Consider the following 15,489-nt stretch of genomic DNA (forward strand, 5'->3'; position numbering starts at 1 on the left):
GCCGCCAAGGCGGGAAAGTCCGCCAAGGCGGGGAAGTCCGCCAAGGCCGACAAGCCGGAGAAGGCTGCCAAGGCCGAGAAGGTCCGGAAGACCGAGAAGACCGACAAGGCCGCCAAGGTTCCGAAGGCCCGCAAGGCCTTCAAGTCCGCCTCCGAGGAGGCCGCGGAAGCGGTCGCCCCGCCCGCCGAGGGCGAGAAGGCCGCCAAGGCGGAGAAGAAGCCCGGCTCCGGCGGCGAAACGGGCACCGCCGCCACGGCCACCACCGGCGGGAAGCCGAAGTCCAAGCCCCTCTCGCTGCGCGAGCTGCTCCGCATCTCCGCCGAGAACGGCAAGCACTCCAAGGGCGCCGCCCGCAAGTCCGGCGGCCACGGCCACGGGCACGGCCACGGACCGGGGTACGAGTACGGCTACGACACCCCCCTGAGCCCCCTGCTCCGCGTCCCCTCCGGCGAGCGCGTCGATCTCGGAGCCTTCCACCCCGGTGCGACCCCGGCCGGTCCCACCGACAAGGCGGCCGGCCTGGCGGACACCGCCCGGATGGGTGAACGGCTCGCCTCCCTCCAGGAACGGCTCTACGCCGCCAGCACCGCGGGCGACCGCCGCCGCGTCCTGCTCGTGCTCCAGGGCATGGACACCAGCGGCAAGGGCGGCACGGTCAAGCACGTGATCGGCCTGTTCAACCCCTCGGGCTGCCGGATCAAGGCCTTCAAGGCGCCCACGCCGGAGGAGCAGAACCACCCCTTCCTCTGGCGCGTCATGAAGGCGCTCCCCCAGCCGGGCGAGATCGGCATCTTCGACCGTTCGCACTACGAGGACGTCCTGATCGCCCGCGTGCGCGACCTGGTGCCGCGCAGTCAGCTGGGCCGCCGCTACGCGCAGATCAACCGGTTCGAGAAGTCCCTCGCCGACGACGGGGTCACCGTGGTGAAGGTCTTCCTCCACATCGGCTACGAGGAGCAGCGCAAGCGGCTCCTGGAGCGGATCGACAACCCGGACAAGCACTGGAAGTTCAACGCGGGCGACATCGAGGAGCGCTCCGTGTGGCCCGCGTACCAGCAGGCGTACGAGCTGGCCCTGGAGCGCTGCTCCACGGACGCCGCGCCCTGGTACGTCGTCCCCTCGGACCGCAAGTGGTACCGCAACTGGGCGATCAGCAAACTGCTGCTGGAGCATCTGGAGGGCATCGCGCCGCAGTACCCGAAGGGTGACTTCGACGTGGAGGAGTGCCGCACCCGCCTGCTCGCCACATAGTCATATATTTTGCGCATGTGACCATCTCAGTGCGCAGGACGGCTGCCGTCGCGGCCGTAGCAGCTCTCAGTGCCGCCCTCGCCGCGTGCGGGGGCGGCGCCGGTACCTCGGACGTCGGCGGCCGGGCCCGGATGGGAGCCTCCCCGGCCCCTTCCGCTCCGGCCTCCGCCGCTCCTTCCACCGCGGCCTCCGCCGCCCCGCCGGCGAGCCCCCGGAGCAGTCCGTCGGTGTCCCCGCAGGCCGGCGCCCCCGGCAAGGCGCCGACCATGGCCCCTGGTCCGGGCGGTCTGACCCCCGTCTTCGACCGCGCGAAGCAGCACACCGACAAGACGGTGGCGCTGACCTTCGACGCCGACATGACCTCCGACCAGGGGCCGCGCGCGGCGGGCGGGGAGCACTTCGACAATCCGCAGCTGATCTCCACGCTGCGCGGGCTCAAGGTGCCCTCGACGGTCTTCATGACGGGCCGCTGGGCCGAGGAGTACCCGGACCAGGCGAAGTCCATCGGCACGGACCCGAACTTCGAGATCGCGAACCACTCGTACAGCCACCACGCCTTCAAGTCCCCCTGCTACGGCCTCCCCACCCTCGACGAGGCCGCCGCCCGCGCCGACGTGGACCGGGCCTTCGAGGCCTTCCGCAAGGCGGGCGCGGTCAACACCGTCCCGTACTTCCGCTTCCCCGGCGGCTGCTACGACGACCAGGCGCTGCGGGCCATCTCCACCGCCAAGGTCACGGCCGTCCAGTGGGACGTGGTCAGCGGGGACGCCTTCGCGAAGGATCCCGACGCGGTGGCCGAACAGGTCCTGTCCGGGGTGAAGCCCGGCTCGGTGGTGGTCATGCACTGCACGCGCAGCGCCGCCCCGGTCACCGAGGAGGCCATCCGCACGATCGTCCCGGAGCTGCGCAAGCGCGGCTACCGCTTCGTCAAGGTCTCCGACCTCATCGGCAAGTAGCCCGCGGCCCCCTGCTCCGGCTGCGGCTCCCGCTCCGGCCCCCGCTCCGGCCTCAGCCGGAGCAGGCCGTGCGCTGCGCGTCCTGCCACTCGCACACCGGGCACAGCACCACGCCCGGGGTCGCGACCCCGTACTCGGTGGGCTTCCCGCACTCCACGCAGTCGGCGTAGGGCGGCCCGGGCACCCGCCCGGCGGGGGCCGCGGGCGCGGGGCAGTACGAGGAATCGGGCACGTGCCGCTCCGTCTGGTCCATGCGTACGAGCGTACTGCCCGGTCAGTGGGCGGCGGCCGACTCGGTGGCCTCGCTCGGGCGGACGATGACGAAGCCCTCGCCGCTGAGCTTCAGCTGGACGGCCTCGCCGGAGCCGCCGCGGATCATCGAGCCGACGGACTGGGAACGGTGCAGCGCCGTCTCGAGGCGGGCGCTCCAGCCGACCACCGCGTCGGTGTCCACGTACACCGGGGCCTGCGGGGTGACCGGGATGATGATCGGATTCCCGTCGCAGACGACGGCGAGCTTCCCGGTACCGGTGAAGAGGCTGTTGAAGAGGCCGCCGCCGGTCATGCCGGCGCCCTTGAGCATCTTGATCTCGTAGCCGAGAGTCGGGTCGAAGCACAGGACGTTGCGGCCGTTGACGGTCAGGGCGTCGCCGGGCTCGAACTCGATGATGAAGCAGTGGCCCGCCCGGTGCGCGAACCAGGCCTCGCCCTGCCCGCGCACGGACATCAGCGCGAGCCCCTCGCCCGTGACGGCGCGCTTGAGCATGCCGCCTATGCCCTGTCCCTTGCGCTCGAACTGCAGGTTCCCGCGGAAGGCGACCATGGAGCCCTGGCGGGCGAGCATCTCGCCGTTGACGGTGTACTTCACCGACTTGGCGTTCTGCAGGGTCATACCGGGTACGGCGGACGCCTCGACGAGGTTCTCTGACGCGAAAAGATCACTCTTCATGCCGTCGATCCTCGCCCGGCCCGGGCCCCTCGGGCATCAGCCTGGAGGTGGAGGCTGGCAAACTTGGCCGGATGAGCACCGAGGACACGCGCCACGACACGCAGGTACCCGCAGTCGGGTCCGACAGCCCCTTCCGGCAGGAGCGGATCGCCCGCGACGACGCACCGCAGTACGTCCTCCCGCTGGTCGTGCGGATCGAGAAGACGGAGCCGCCGGCCCGGACCGACGCCCTGGAGACGGCCGCCCGCGCGGTGCTCGTGCTGCTCACCGACGAGCGGTCGGGCGGCGAGGGCGAATGGGCGGCGGCGGTCCGGGACTGGCAGGACGCGCGGATCCGCAAGGTGGTGCGCAGGGCGCGCGGGGCGGAGTGGCGCAAGGCCGGAACCCTGCCGGGCCTCACGGTGCACGGCGCGGACTCGGAGGTACGGGTCTTCCCGCCGGTCCCGCTCGACGGCTGGCCCAAGGAACTGGCCAAGCTCCAGGTGTCGGGCACCGACCTGGACGACCCGGAGCCGGTCGCCCCGGCGGAGGCCGGGCTGCCGGTCCTCTGGCTCAACCCGGACCTGGAGATGTCGGCCGGCAAGGCCATGGCCCAGGCCGGACACGCGGCGCAGCTCGCGTGGTGGGAGCTGACCGGCCCGGAGCGGACCGCGTGGCGGGAGTCCGGCTTCCGGCTGGCCGTACGGACGGCCGCGCGCGAGCGGTGGACGGAGCTGTCGGGGAGCGGGCTGCCGGTGGTGCGGGACGCGGGGTTCACGGAGATCGCGCCCGGCTCGTGCACGGTGGTCGCGGACCATCCGGCGCTGCGGGCACGGCTGTAGCGCGGGGCCGCGGGACGGGGCCGCGGCGGCCGTAGCGACGGGCCGCGGGGCCCGTCCGTCCCGGCATGCGGAACGTCGTCCGGGCCGGGAACCTCAAATGTTGCTCTGAACGTCCCCCTGGGCGGGTTGGCCCGGCTCCGTCGGGGCCATGACATCGGCACACGGACCGATGAGAGGGGGCGAGGGGACATGAAGCCCATGGCACACCTGGGGGTGGGCATCGGCTGGCGGCCGGAGATCGCGGGGGCGGTGGAAGGCCTGCCGGGGCTGGACTGGGTCGAGGTCGTGGCGGAGAACATCTGCCCCGGCCACCTGCCGGAGTCCCTGCTGCGGCTGCTCGAACGCGGGGTCCGCGTGGTGCCGCACGGGGTCTCGCTGGGCATCGGCGGCGCCGACCGGCCGGACCCGGCGAAGCTGGCCGCGCTCGGGGAGCGGGCGGTGGCGCTGGGGGCTCCGCTGGTCACCGAGCACATCGCCTTCGTACGGACCTCCTCGGTGGCACCGGGACCGGTGCTCGAAGCCGGGCACCTGCTGCCCGTGGCCCGGACCCGGGACGCGCTGGACGTGCTCTGCGAGAACGTACGGATCGCGCAGGACGCGCTGCCGGTGCCGCTCGCGCTGGAGAACATCGCGGCGCTGGTGTCGTGGCCCGGGGAGGAGCTCACCGAGGCACAGTTCCTGACCGAGCTCGTGGAGCGGACCGGGGTGCGGCTGCTGATCGACGTGGCCAACCTGCACACCAACCGGGTCAACCGGGGGGAGGACCCGGTCGCCGTGCTGGACGGCATCCCGCTGGAGGCGCTGGCGTACGTGCACGTCGCCGGGGGCGTGGAGCGGGGTGGGGTGTGGCACGACACGCACGCGCATCCCGTGCCGGCGGCGGTGCTGGATGTGTTGGCGGAGCTCCGGAATCGGGTGGACCCGCCCGGGGTCCTGCTGGAGCGGGATGACGACTTCCCTGCCGGGGCCGAGCTCGCGAGTGAGCTGACCGCGATCCGCGGGGTGCTGGACGGCGGCCCTGCGGGGGCTGTCCCCTACCCGCCCTTCACCCGTTCCCCGGGCTCCGCCCGGACCCCTGCCGCGTGCGGCGCCGTTCCCGGGGGCCAGCCCCCGGACCCCCGCGCCTCAAACGCCGGCGAGGCTGGATCGGGCTCCGGCCCGGACCGCGTCGCACACGACGGCGGGGCCGGGCTCGATGCCGCGCGGACTCGGGTCGGGATCGGGCAGGCCGCGCTGTTGTCGGCGCTCGTGGCCGGGACTCCCGTGCCCGAGGGGTTCGACCGGCAGCGGGTGCGCGTGCAGGCGCGGGCGCTCGCGGCCAAGCGGGCCGATGTCGTGGCGAAGCTGGCGCCCGAGCTGCCCGGGATCCTGGGCGGGGAGGACCCGTACCGCGAGGCCTTCCTGCGCTATGCCCGGCAGCGGCCCATGACCGGCGGATACCGGCGCGACGCCATGGAGTTCGCCGAGCACCTGCTGGTCCGGGACCTGCCCGCCGACCCCGCCGCGCGGCGCCGGCTCACGCTCTGGTGGCGGGACCGGGCCGGGGCGCGGCCACCGGGACGGGCCGTGCGCTGGGCCCGCGCACTCGTGGGGAGGGCGGCGTGAACTTCTTCGACTTGCTCGCCGTGGCCGTCTGGATCGGTGTCATCGCCTCCTGCGTGCTGCTCCTGCGCGGCCTTCGGCGGTCGCGGCCGGCGGCCCTCGGCCCCGCCCCGCGCCTGCACGACCTGTCCGAGGCCGCCTTCATGGCCGGCGGGCCCGGCGCGGTGGTGGACGCCGCGATCGTCTCGCTGCTCTGCGACGGCCGGATGCTGGCCGGCGGGCCCGGCATCGTCCAGGTCCGGCCCGGGGTGCGGGGCGGCGACCCCGCCCAGCGGGCCGTGCTCCAGGCCTGCCAGGGCGCCCCGTCCGGATGGCTCTACCAGATCCGGTACGCCGCCATGCGGGACCCGGCCGTACAGGAGACCGGCGACGCGCTGTCCGCCCGCGGGCTGATCGCCGCACCCGGAGGCCGCCACCGCTGGCTGCGCCACGGGGTGGTGCAGGCCGTGGTGTGCGGGGTGCTGCTGATGCTCTCGCTGCCGCTGTCCTTCGTCGCCTTCGCGCTGCAGGACGGGCCCGTGAGCTTCCACGTGCCGTTCATCGTGGAGGTGCTGCCCGTACTGCTGGGCGGGATCGTGGTGGGCACCGTCGGGGCCTCCCGCGCCCGGCAGCGCATCACCCCGGCGGGGGCCGAGGCGCTGCGCCTCATGCGCGCCCACTACGGGGCCGACCAGAGCCCGTACGTCCAGACCTCGCTGTTCGGGCTGCGGGGCCTGCGGGACCCGTACCTGCGCGAGCAGTTGGTGCCGGCGGCCCGCGGGACCCGGCTGGCGGCCGCCCAGTCCCGATCGCGTCCGGGCGGCTCGGGGTCCGACTGGGACTCGGGCGCCGCGATGGTCCCCGTCGTCTGGTGCGCGGGTTCCGACGGCGGCGGGTCCGGCGGGGCGGGCTGCGGGTCCTCCGGTGGGAGCGGCTGTTCCTCCGGGTCGGGCTGCGGGTCCAGCGGGTCGAGTTGTTCCGGCGGATCGAGCGGGTCCAGCTGCTCGAGCGGCTCCGGCGGGTCGAGTTGTTCCAGCGGATCGAGTTGCAGCAGTTCGTCCGGTTCCAGCTGCGGCAGCAGTTCCTGACCGCCCATCACGGACCCGTCACGAGCTGCTCACACCTCGGCACAGGGCTGTACCGGGCCGTTCCACGTCTTGTAGAACTCGGACATGTTCTGGGTCCTGTTCCTCCTCCTCGCCTGGGCAGGGCTGCTGTTCGCGTGCACCCGCCTCCTGAAGGCCGCCTCCGAACTGGCGGAGCCCCCGCCGGGCACCGACGCCCGCCACCACCACGACGAGCTGAGCCTGTACGAGGCCGCCTACCTCGCAGGTGGCCCGGAGCGGGTGGCCGAGCTGACGCTGCTGTCGATGCAGCGTCAGCGGCGGCTGCTGCTCGCGCACACCGGCTGGGCGACGGTGGTCGACCCGGTGGGACGCGATCCGCACGAGTGCTCGGTGCTCGGCGCCTTCGGGCCGGACGGGCAGGAGCCGGTGACCTCCGTACGGTCGGCCGTGGCGCGGGACGCGGCCGTACGGGCCCTCGCGGAGCGGCTCGGAGAAGCCGGGCTCGCGTCGCGCGACGAGGCCCGGCAGGACGTCGAGGCAGGGGTCCGGTCGGTCCGGCAGGCCACCGGGCTGGTCCTCGGCATGATGGTCGCCGCACTGTGCGTGCCCGATCCGGGGACCACGACCAAGATGATCCTGTGCTGGTTCGCGCTGCCGCTGATCCTGGCGCTGGGCTGCCTGGCCATAGCCCGCGTCGAGGGGCACGGGCAGTCCGGGTGGGCCTCCCCCGCCGGCCGGCGGCTCCTCGTGGAGCTGGGGCGGGAGCAGGGCGCGCGGGGCTCGCTCACCGCGGTGGCCCTGCGGGGGCTGCGCGCCGTCACGGATCCCGAGCTGCGGGCGGCGCTCACCTACGGCAGGCGGGGGCGGATTCCGCGGCAACGGGGGCATTGAGCGCGACACCGGCCGGTGGTCCTGTACAGGAGGCCGCCCGCCGGATCTCATCGGGAGGTCCGATGAGATGAGAGGCCCGCCATGCGCATGCCCCGGGTGCCCGCCACGGTCGCGCTGGCCGCCCTCGCGCTGGCCGCCTCCCTGCCGCTGACCTCCGGCGCCGAGGCCGCTCCCCCGGGCCCGCCCGGAGTGACGGCGGACGCACCGGCTCCGGGCGCACCGGCCGCGGCCCCGGCCGCGGGCTCATCGCCCGCGGACCCGCCCCCGGGCCCCGCCGGAGCCGCCCGGACGGCCGCCGAGGCCGCCGAGGCCGCCGGGGCCGAGCTCGTGGCCCGTCAGGGTGCCCGCCACCGGCTGGAGTTCGGGCCCTGTCCCGTCGCCGAAGGGCTCGGCCCGGACGTGCGGTGCGGCACGCTCCGGGTTCCGGTCGACTACGCCCGGCCCTTCGGGCCGCGGACCGAGATCCTCGTCAGCCGGGTCGCCGCCTCCGGCGCGGGCGGGGCCCGGCGGCAGGGGGCGCTCGTGTACAACCCCGGCGGCCCGGGCGGGAACGGCCTGTTCTTCCCGCTCGTAGCCGACCTGCCGGAGTGGCGCCGCGTCGGGGCCGCCTACGACCTCGTCGGCTACGCCCCGCGCGGGGTGGGCCGCTCGGGGCGCCCGCTGTCCTGCCAGGACCCGGAGCGGTTCGACCGGGCCCCGGCGGAGGCCGCCGGCGCGCGCCCGGACGCCGCCGCGAAGGAGACCCGGATCGCCGCCGCGCGGTCCTACGCCCGTGGCTGCGCGGAGCGGGCCGGCGCCGCCCTCGGCTCGTACACGACCCTGAACAACGTCCGCGACCTGCACGTGCTGCGCGCCGCGCTCGGCGAGAGCGGGCTGACCTTCATGGGGGCCTCGTACGGCACCTACCTCGGCGCGGTGTACGCCACCCTCTACCCCGGCCACGTCCGCCGGATGGTCTTCGACTCGGCCGTCGACCCCGACCCCCGCAAGGTCTGGTACCGCAACAACCTCGCCCAGGCCCCCGGCTTCGAGCGCCGCTGGGCCGACTTCCGTGCCTGGACGGCCCGCCACCACGCCGCGTACGGGCTCGGCTCCACCCCCGAAGCGGTGCAGGCGAGTTACGAGCGGGTGCGCGCCGCGCTGGCCCGTGAACCGGCGGGCGGGGTGGTCGGCACCGGGCAGCTGCACTCCGCGTACCTGCGGGCGGCGTACTACGACGAGGTCTGGCCGGGGCGCGCGGCGGCCCTGGCGGCGTTCCTGCGCGGCGATCCGCGCCCGCTCCTCGCGCTGGCCGCCCCGGACCCGGCGGCGGCCGTCGAGGGCGAGAACGCCACGGCCGTCTACACGGCGACCCTGTGCAACGACGCCCCGTGGCCCGCCGACTGGGAGACCTGGGACCGCGACAACACCGAGCTGGCCCGCACGGCCCCCTTCGAGACCTGGGCCAACGCCTTCCTGAACCTGCCCTGCGCCTTCTGGCCGGTCCGCGAACGGCAGCGGCCGGTGGACGTGGGGGTACGGCCGGACGCCCCGCTCCCCCGCACGCTGATCGTCGCGGCCGACCGGGACGGCGCCACCCCGTACGGGGGCGCGCTGGAACTCCAGCGGCGGCTCGGGCCGCGGGCCGGGCTGGTGACGGAGACGGGGGCCGGCACCCACGGGGTGGTCGGCGGACGCAACGACTGCGTGGACGCCCACGTGGAGCGGTACTTGCTGACGGGTGACACGGCGGGGTCACGTGTCACGTGTGCGCCGCATCCGGAGCCCGCACCGGTGTCGCTGGACGACCGGGCAGCGGGTGTCCGGGGGCACCCCAGGGCACTGCTGCCGCCAGTCGTCTGAACTTCCGGGCGGGATCTCCGGCTGCGTCGATTCGGGGGCAGTGCCTCCCGATCCCCGGAGGACGCCGGTCAGGCGGTCCTCCGGTCCTTCCCCCCAGGGGAGGTCTCTAGGCGAGCCCGTCCACCAGATCGGCGACGGACTTGCGGCGCCCGGTGTAGAAGGGCACCTCTTCGCGGACGTGCATGCGGGCCTCGGAGGCGCGCAGGTGGCGCATGAGGTCGACGATGCGGTACAGCTCGTCGGCCTCGAAGGCGAGCAGCCATTCGTAGTCGCCGAGCGAGAAGGAGGCGACGGTGTTGGCGCGCACGTCGGGGTAGCCGCGGGCCATCATGCCGTGGTCCTTGAGCATGCGGCGGCGGTCCTCGTCGGGCAGCAGGTACCAGTCGTAGCTGCGCACGAAGGGGTAGACGCTGACGTAGTCGCGCGGCGTCTCGTCGGCCAGGAAGGCCGGGATGTGGGACTTGTTGAACTCGGCCGGGCGGTGCAGGGCCATGTTCGACCAGACCGGCTCCAGCGCGCGTCCCAGCTTGGTGCGGCGGAACAGGTTGTACGCGGTCTGCAGCTCGTCGGAGGTCTCCGCGTGCCACCAGATCATGATGTCCGCGTCGGCGCGCAGGCCGGAGACGTCATAGGTGCCGCGGACGGTGATGTCCTTGGCGGCCAGCTGGTCGAACAGCTCCTGGACCTCGTCGGCGAAGCCGGCGCGGTTCTCGGGGAGCACGTCCTTCAGCTTGAAGACGGACCACAGGGTGTAGCGGATGACCTCGTTGAGGTCCTTCGCCTTCTTCCCCGCGTTGGGAATCTTCTCTGGTGCAGTCATGTGTCTATTGTCCCGTGTGCTGATCAGTGGTCGGTGCCAGGGGTACCCCACCGGCCCCCAACGTGGCGATCACCACGTCGGCGGCCTTGCCCGCGCTCGCGATGCAGGCGGGGATGCCGACCCCGTCGTAGAGCGCTCCGCACACCGCGAGGCCCGGCAGGGCGGCGACGGCGGACCGGATCCGGGCCACCTTCCCGAGGTGGCCGACGGGGTACTGGGGCAGGCCGCCGTCCCAGCGGGTGACGGTGGAGGCCACCGGGCGGACGGTGGGCGCGAGGCCCACGGCCTCGCCGAGGTCGGCGAGGGAGACCTCGACCAGTTCCTCGTCGGAACGCCCCAGATCGCCCTCGTCGCCGTGGCGGCCGACGGAGGTGCGCAGCAGGAAGAGGTCGGGATCGGTGCCGGCCCAGGCCCACTTGTTGCTGGAGAAGGTCGAGGCCTTGATCGTCCGGCCGTCCACGGGCGGTACGAGGAACCCGCTCGCGGCGCCGTCGGCGATCCCGCCGGGCAGGTCGGAGCGGCGCAGGGCCATCGTGACCAGGGCCATGGAGGCGTACTCGACCCCGCGCAGTTCGGTGGCGGCGGCGGGCGCGATCCGGTCGAGCAGCCGGGCGGCGGGCCCGGCCTGCACGGCCACGACCACCCCGTCGGCCTCGATGACCTCGGCGCCACCTGTGCCGTCTGCGGATCCGGCGACCACGCGCCAGCCGGTGGCGGTACGGGTCAGCTCGCGCGCGGGGCTGTCGAGGAGGATCCGGGCTCCGGCCGCGCGGCAGGCCTCGGCGACGGCGAGCGGGAGCCTGCCGATGCCGCCGTCGATGCCGGAGAAGACGGGACCGGTCTGCCCCGCCCGGGCCGCCCGGGCCTGCAGGTCCCGTACGCCCTCGCCCAGGGAGGCGTGGGTGCGGGCGGCTTCGAAGAGCTGGGGGACGGCGGCCCGCATCGAGATGCGGTAGGAGTCGCCGGCGTAGACCCCGCCGAGCAGCGGTTCCACGAGCCGGTCGACGACCTCGTGGCCCAGCCGGGCGGCGACGTACTCGCCGAGGGCCACGTCCTCGCCGATCTCCTGCGGCTCCAGGGCGTCTTCGGCCGCGGCCCGGGCCAGGCCCTCGGCGGAGAGCACTCCGGACGCGGCGAGCGGGCCCAGGTCGCCGGGGACGCCCATGACGTGACCGCCGGGCAGGGGCCGCAGCACGCCGCGGGTCCAGAGGCGGGCGGTGGCGGTGGCGGGCGGCCGCAGGGCTTCGCCGAGGCCGACCGCGCGGGCCAGTTCGAGTGCTTCGGGGCGGCGGGCGAGTACGGATTCGGCGCCGAGGTCCACGCGCAGGCCCGCCAGTTCGCCCGAGCGCAGCTTGCCGCCGAGGCGCGGGCCGGCCTCCAGGAGGGTGACGCGAAGGCCCTCGGCGAGCAGCCGGTGGGCCGCCGCGAGGCCCGCGATACCGCCGCCGATGACGACTACGTGGCCGGCGGGGGCCGGCCGGTCCGTACGCGTGTCCGCTTCGTGCATGGACACATCGTCTCAGACCGCTCACCGGGCGATCGCCGAGGCCTGACCGTGACCGCTTCGGCATCAGCTCGGGACCGGGCGTACGAAACCCGGGAGGGGACGCCGGACGTCAGAACGGCGACAGCGGCGCGGCGGCCTGTTCGCGCATCCGGCGATTCCTCGGGGGCACACACGATGCACACCCAGTACAGACGGTTCGGACGGCGCCCGGCGACGGCTCTGGCCGCGCTCTCGTTGGCAGGGGCGCTCGCGCTCACCGGCTGCGCGGCGGCCGACGGCGACAAGTCCATGGCCAAGTCGGACGCGGCCCCCAAGCAGGAGGCGGCGGTCGGGAACGGTGCGGCGCCGGCTCCGGCGGCTTCGGGCGCGCCGGCGCCGTCCGCGGACAAGAACCAACAGGCTGCCGCCGTCCGCACGCAGATCATCCGCACGGCGACGCTCGGCGTGGAGACGGCCGACGTCCAGAAGGCGACGGCCGGTGCCCGGACGGCGGCTTCGAGCGCGGGCGGGTACGTGGGCAACGAGGGCACCACGCGCGCGCCCGACGGGTCGATGACCTCGACGGTGACCCTGCGGGTGCCGGGCGAGCGCTTCGATTCGGTGCTCGCCGCGATGGAGGGCTCCGGGAAGCTGCTGGAGCGCAAGGTCGAGGCGCAGGACGTGACGCAGAAGGTCGCCGACGTCGACAGCCGGGTCAAGTCCCAGCAGGCGAGCGTGGTGCGGGTGCGCGAGATGATGGAGAAGGCCACGGGGCTCGGCGAGGTCGTCACCCTGGAGTCCGAGCTCAGCAAGCGCCAGGCCGATCTGGAGTCGCTGCTCGCGCAGCAGACGGCGCTCAAGGACCAGACCTCGCTCGGCACGATCACCCTGACGTTCTCGGAACCGGGGAAGCAGCCCGTCAAGGAGAGGGAGAAGCCGGATCCGGGCTTCTCCGACGCCCTGGCCGGCGGCTGGAAGGTCTTCGCCGCGGCGGTCCTGTACCTGCTGATGGCGCTCGCCGCGGCCTCCCCGTTCCTGCTCAGCGGCGCGTTCCTGCTGCTCGCCTTCCGGCTGTACCGCAAGTGGCGGCCGGCGAAGGTGAAGCCCGGCGCCGCGCGACGCCTTCCCGCGCAGGGCGGGCCGGCGTGGCCGGGGCACACGGCCGCCACCGCGGCCCAGCCGGACGCGACGCCGCCGCGGGTCCAGGACTGATCACCCGTACGCCCGTAGCGTGGTCCCCGCAGACTTCGGCGGTGGGGAAGGACGGTACGGGCGCATGGGGAACGGCACGGAACGACTGGTGGTGGTCGGCGGTGACGCGGCGGGGATGTCCGCCGCGTCACAGGCCCGGCGGCTCAAGGGCCCGGCGGAGCTGGAGATCACCGCCTTCGAGCGCGGGCACTTCACCTCGTACTCCGCCTGCGGGATCCCGTACTGGATCGGCGGCCTGGTCGGCGGCCCGGACGAGCTGATCGCCCGGACGCCCGAGGAGCACCGCGCGCGGGACATCGACCTGCGGACCCGGACGGAGGTCGTGGAGCTGGACCTCGCGGGGCAGCGGGTGCGCGCCCGGGATCTGGAGTCGGGCGCCGAGTACTGGACGGGGTACGACAAGCTCGTCCTCGCGACCGGCGCCCGCCCGGTCCGCCCCCGGCTGCCCGGCATCGGCGCGCACGGGGTGCACGGGGTGCAGACGCTGGACGACGGGCAGCGTCTGATGGCGGACCTGGAACGGACGGCGGGCCGCCGGGCGGTGGTCGTGGGCGCCGGGTACATCGGTGTGGAGATGGCGGAGGCCCTGCTCGGGCGGGGCTTCGAGGTCACCGTGCTGCACCGGGGCGAGCAGCCGATGTCCACGCTGGACCCGGACATGGGCGGCCTCGTCCACAGCGCGATGAACGCCATGGGCATCCGTACGGTCGCCCGCGCGGAGGTGACGGAGATCCGCACCGACGGGGAGGGCCGGGCCCGTGCGGTGGTCACGGCGGCCGGGGAGGAGTACCCGGCGGACGTGGTCGTCCTCGGCATCGGCGTCGAGCCGCGCACGGCGCTGGCCCGCGCGGCGGGGCTGCCGCTGGGCGAGTCGGGCGGGCTGCTGACCGACCTCTCGATGCGGGTCCGCGGCCACGAGAACATCTGGTCGGGCGGCGACTGCGTGGAGGTCCTGGACCTGGTGGCGGGCCGGATGCGGCACATCGCGCTGGGCACGCACGCGAATAAGCACGGCCAGGTCATCGGCTCGGGCGTGGGCGGCGGCTACGCGACCTTCCCGGGCGTGGTCGGCACGGCCGTGAGCAAGGTGTGCGACCTGGAGATCGCCCGTACGGGGCTGCGCGAGCGGGACGCCCTGGCCGTCGGGCTCCGCTTCGTCACGGCGACGATCAGTTCGACGAACACGGCGGGCTACTACCCGGACGCGGCGGAGATGACGGTGAAGATGCTGGCGGAACGCCGCACGGGCCGTCTCCTGGGCGTCCAGATCGTCGGCGGCCCGGGCTCCGCGAAGCGGGTGGACATCGCCGCGGTGGCCCTGACGGCCGGCATGACGGTGGACCAGGTGGTCTCCCTGGACCTGGGCTACGCCCCGCCGTTCTCCCCGGTCTGGGACCCGGTCCTGGTCGCCGCCCGCAAGGCGGTCTCCGCGGTGCGGGCGGCGGGGGTTTAGCCGGTCTTGCCCACGTCCGCGCCCGCGGCGAGGAGTTCGGAACGGATCAGCTCCAGCAGGCGGCCGATCCAGTTCCGGCCGCCGCGGGGGCCACCGTGGTGCCAGAAGGCGGAGTCGGGGGTGCCCGCGTAGAGGATCGCGCCTTCCCCGGTGGCGACCAGCACCTCCGCGAGCCCCGGGTGCTGGCCGAACTTCGCCCGTAGCAGGGCGGCCATGACGGCGGGCCTGCGGGCAGACCAGTTCGCTCTCCCCACGGCCGCTGCGCCCAGCTCCCGCGCCTCGCGGGCGGTCGGAGCCGAGCGGATCCTGTCGTGGTCGGCCCGGTCGGCGGCGTAGAGGGCCCAGTAGCCGTGCACCACGGTGGGGTAGGTCTCCCCCTGGTAGGTGAAGGGGGCGTCGTACTCGTTGCGCAGCGCGAAGTTTCCGAGCTCGGCCGGCCATCCCCGGGGGTACACGGTCTCGCTGAGGACGACCGGCGGCTGCGGGTCACCGGCGGGCTCGTCCGCGGACCAGACCGCCCGCTGCCGCTCCTCCCGCTCGACGCCCTCGTCCCCGTCGGCGAAGTAGTCCAGGGCGCCCCGGTGCATCTCCGGCGTCGCCGCCGGCCCGTCCCCGTCCACCGGCTCGCCCAGATCGGTCACCAGGATCCGCAGCGGCCGGTCCTGCTGGTCCATGTCCCCCAGCACGAAGACCCGGCGGTGGGCGGGGACCGCGAGGTACGCGGCCCGGAGCAGGGACCGGTTGGACTCCGTGGTGTCCCGCCGGTAGTCGCGGACGGCCTCCCAGAGCAGCTCGGCGGCCGTGGGCCGGCCCGCCAGCCGGGAGATCTCGTCGGCCACTTCCACGAGGAAGCTCTCGTCGGTCAGCGGCTCGGGGTAGCGGGCGAGCCACTTCGAAGGCTCGACGGTCCGCTCGCGGCCGTCCGGCCGCGCGAGCGCGACCTTCCCCGAAGTCAGCAGCCCGGCCAGCCCGGCAAGATCGGTCGCCCCGTAGGATCCGCGGCTGATCCTGCCGTCCGCGTAGACGAACAGGTCCTCGGGGTAGTACTCGTCCTGCCACTCGTCGCGCCACCACACGAGGCGCCAGGCCCCGCCGATGGTTTCTCCGTCGGATATGCGAAACGTCGGCCCGTGCCATGTCATGCAGGGCACGGTACCGAC

At 74.3% G+C, this 15,489-nt stretch carries 14 protein-coding genes; 9 read left to right on the forward strand and 5 right to left on the reverse strand.

What is annotated here, in order from left to right; all coding sequences use genetic code 11:
• Positions 1-420: 420 nt before the first annotated feature.
• Positions 421-1,251, forward strand: coding sequence for a PPK2 family polyphosphate kinase (locus OG730_RS09660; RefSeq protein ID WP_327309204.1), 831 nt, complete (start codon positions 421-423; stop codon positions 1,249-1,251).
• 17 nt (positions 1,252-1,268) lie between these two features.
• Positions 1,269-2,207 (forward strand): polysaccharide deacetylase family protein, encoded by a 939-nt coding sequence (locus OG730_RS09665; protein WP_327303850.1) that lies wholly within the window; start codon positions 1,269-1,271, stop codon positions 2,205-2,207.
• 52 nt (positions 2,208-2,259) lie between these two features.
• On the opposite strand, the gene OG730_RS09670 is transcribed toward OG730_RS09665, so the two are convergent.
• Positions 2,260-2,460: a hypothetical protein gene (locus OG730_RS09670; protein WP_327303851.1), complete on the reverse strand. Its 201-nt coding sequence runs from the start codon at positions 2,458-2,460 to the stop codon at positions 2,260-2,262.
• Between the two features lie 21 nt (positions 2,461-2,481).
• A complete protein-coding gene (locus tag OG730_RS09675) occupies positions 2,482-3,156 on the reverse strand; it encodes an AIM24 family protein (protein WP_327303852.1) in 675 nt (224 codons plus the stop codon).
• 71 nt (positions 3,157-3,227) lie between these two features.
• Here OG730_RS09675 and OG730_RS09680 point away from each other — a divergent pair, with 71 nt between their 5' ends.
• The 5 genes from OG730_RS09680 to OG730_RS09700 all read left to right on the forward strand — a co-directional run bounded on the left by OG730_RS09680 (position 3,228) and on the right by OG730_RS09700 (position 9,358).
• Positions 3,228-3,977 carry an aminoacyl-tRNA hydrolase gene (locus OG730_RS09680; protein WP_327303853.1) on the forward strand — a complete coding sequence of 250 codons (750 nt, stop codon included), beginning with the start codon at positions 3,228-3,230 and terminating at the stop codon, positions 3,975-3,977.
• 189 nt (positions 3,978-4,166) lie between these two features.
• Positions 4,167-5,582: an MbnB/TglH/ChrH family RiPP precursor modification enzyme gene (locus OG730_RS09685; RefSeq protein ID WP_327303854.1), complete on the forward strand. Its 1,416-nt coding sequence runs from the start codon at positions 4,167-4,169 to the stop codon at positions 5,580-5,582.
• Positions 5,579-6,646, forward strand: a complete 1,068-nt coding sequence (locus tag OG730_RS09690; protein ID WP_327303855.1) for a TIGR04222 domain-containing membrane protein — start codon at positions 5,579-5,581, stop codon at positions 6,644-6,646. The genes OG730_RS09685 and OG730_RS09690 overlap by 4 nt, the downstream gene beginning before the upstream one ends.
• A gap of 84 nt (positions 6,647-6,730) precedes the next feature.
• Entirely contained in the window at positions 6,731-7,516 is a 786-nt protein-coding gene (locus OG730_RS09695; RefSeq protein WP_327303856.1) for a TIGR04222 domain-containing membrane protein, read from the forward strand.
• Between the two features lie 81 nt (positions 7,517-7,597).
• The gene (locus tag OG730_RS09700; RefSeq protein ID WP_327303857.1) at positions 7,598-9,358 is read left to right on the forward strand and encodes an alpha/beta fold hydrolase; all 1,761 of its coding nucleotides are present in this window, start codon (positions 7,598-7,600) and stop codon (positions 9,356-9,358) included.
• A 106-nt stretch (positions 9,359-9,464) separates the two neighbouring features.
• On the opposite strand, the gene hemQ is transcribed toward OG730_RS09700, so the two are convergent.
• Both hemQ and hemG read right to left on the reverse strand, forming a co-directional pair.
• The gene (hemQ, locus tag OG730_RS09705) at positions 9,465-10,178 is read right to left on the reverse strand and encodes a hydrogen peroxide-dependent heme synthase (protein ID WP_327303858.1); all 714 of its coding nucleotides are present in this window, start codon (positions 10,176-10,178) and stop codon (positions 9,465-9,467) included.
• A 4-nt stretch (positions 10,179-10,182) separates the two neighbouring features.
• A complete protein-coding gene (hemG, locus tag OG730_RS09710; protein ID WP_327303859.1) occupies positions 10,183-11,685 on the reverse strand; it encodes a protoporphyrinogen oxidase in 1,503 nt (500 codons plus the stop codon).
• 174 nt (positions 11,686-11,859) lie between these two features.
• Between hemG and OG730_RS09715 the strand changes: the two genes are divergently transcribed.
• Both OG730_RS09715 and OG730_RS09720 read left to right on the forward strand, forming a co-directional pair.
• On the forward strand, positions 11,860-12,876 hold the full coding sequence (locus tag OG730_RS09715) for a DUF4349 domain-containing protein (protein WP_327303860.1): 1,017 nt from the start codon (positions 11,860-11,862) through the stop codon (positions 12,874-12,876).
• A gap of 64 nt (positions 12,877-12,940) precedes the next feature.
• Positions 12,941-14,329, forward strand: a complete 1,389-nt coding sequence (locus OG730_RS09720) for an FAD-dependent oxidoreductase (RefSeq protein ID WP_327303861.1) — start codon at positions 12,941-12,943, stop codon at positions 14,327-14,329.
• On the opposite strand, the gene OG730_RS09725 is transcribed toward OG730_RS09720, so the two are convergent.
• The gene (locus OG730_RS09725; RefSeq protein WP_327303862.1) at positions 14,326-15,471 is read right to left on the reverse strand and encodes an NADAR family protein; all 1,146 of its coding nucleotides are present in this window, start codon (positions 15,469-15,471) and stop codon (positions 14,326-14,328) included. The two genes, OG730_RS09720 and OG730_RS09725, sit on opposite strands and share 4 nt — an antisense overlap.
• Positions 15,472-15,489: the final 18 nt, after the last annotated feature.

The organism is Streptomyces sp. NBC_01298, from assembly GCF_035978755.1.
Taxonomy (GTDB): domain Bacteria; phylum Actinomycetota; class Actinomycetes; order Streptomycetales; family Streptomycetaceae; genus Streptomyces.

What these genes read in the sequence shown, in the direction of transcription:
- OG730_RS09670 (WP_327303851.1), bottom strand. Translation starts at nt 2,460, where the DNA reads ATGGACCAGACGGAGCGGCACGTGCCCGATTCCTCGTACTGCCCCGCG.
- OG730_RS09675 (WP_327303852.1), bottom strand. Translation starts at nt 3,156, where the DNA reads ATGAAGAGTGATCTTTTCGCGTCAGAGAACCTCGTCGAGGCGTCCGCC.
- OG730_RS09680 (WP_327303853.1), top strand. Translation starts at nt 3,228, where the DNA reads ATGAGCACCGAGGACACGCGCCACGACACGCAGGTACCCGCAGTCGGG.
- OG730_RS09685 (WP_327303854.1), top strand. Translation starts at nt 4,167, where the DNA reads ATGAAGCCCATGGCACACCTGGGGGTGGGCATCGGCTGGCGGCCGGAG.
- OG730_RS09695 (WP_327303856.1), top strand. Translation starts at nt 6,731, where the DNA reads ATGTTCTGGGTCCTGTTCCTCCTCCTCGCCTGGGCAGGGCTGCTGTTC.
- OG730_RS09700 (WP_327303857.1), top strand. Translation starts at nt 7,598, where the DNA reads ATGCGCATGCCCCGGGTGCCCGCCACGGTCGCGCTGGCCGCCCTCGCG.
- hemQ (WP_327303858.1), bottom strand. Translation starts at nt 10,178, where the DNA reads ATGACTGCACCAGAGAAGATTCCCAACGCGGGGAAGAAGGCGAAGGAC.
- hemG (WP_327303859.1), bottom strand. Translation starts at nt 11,685, where the DNA reads ATGCACGAAGCGGACACGCGTACGGACCGGCCGGCCCCCGCCGGCCAC.
- OG730_RS09715 (WP_327303860.1), top strand. Translation starts at nt 11,860, where the DNA reads ATGCACACCCAGTACAGACGGTTCGGACGGCGCCCGGCGACGGCTCTG.
- OG730_RS09720 (WP_327303861.1), top strand. Translation starts at nt 12,941, where the DNA reads ATGGGGAACGGCACGGAACGACTGGTGGTGGTCGGCGGTGACGCGGCG.
- OG730_RS09725 (WP_327303862.1), bottom strand. Translation starts at nt 15,471, where the DNA reads ATGACATGGCACGGGCCGACGTTTCGCATATCCGACGGAGAAACCATC.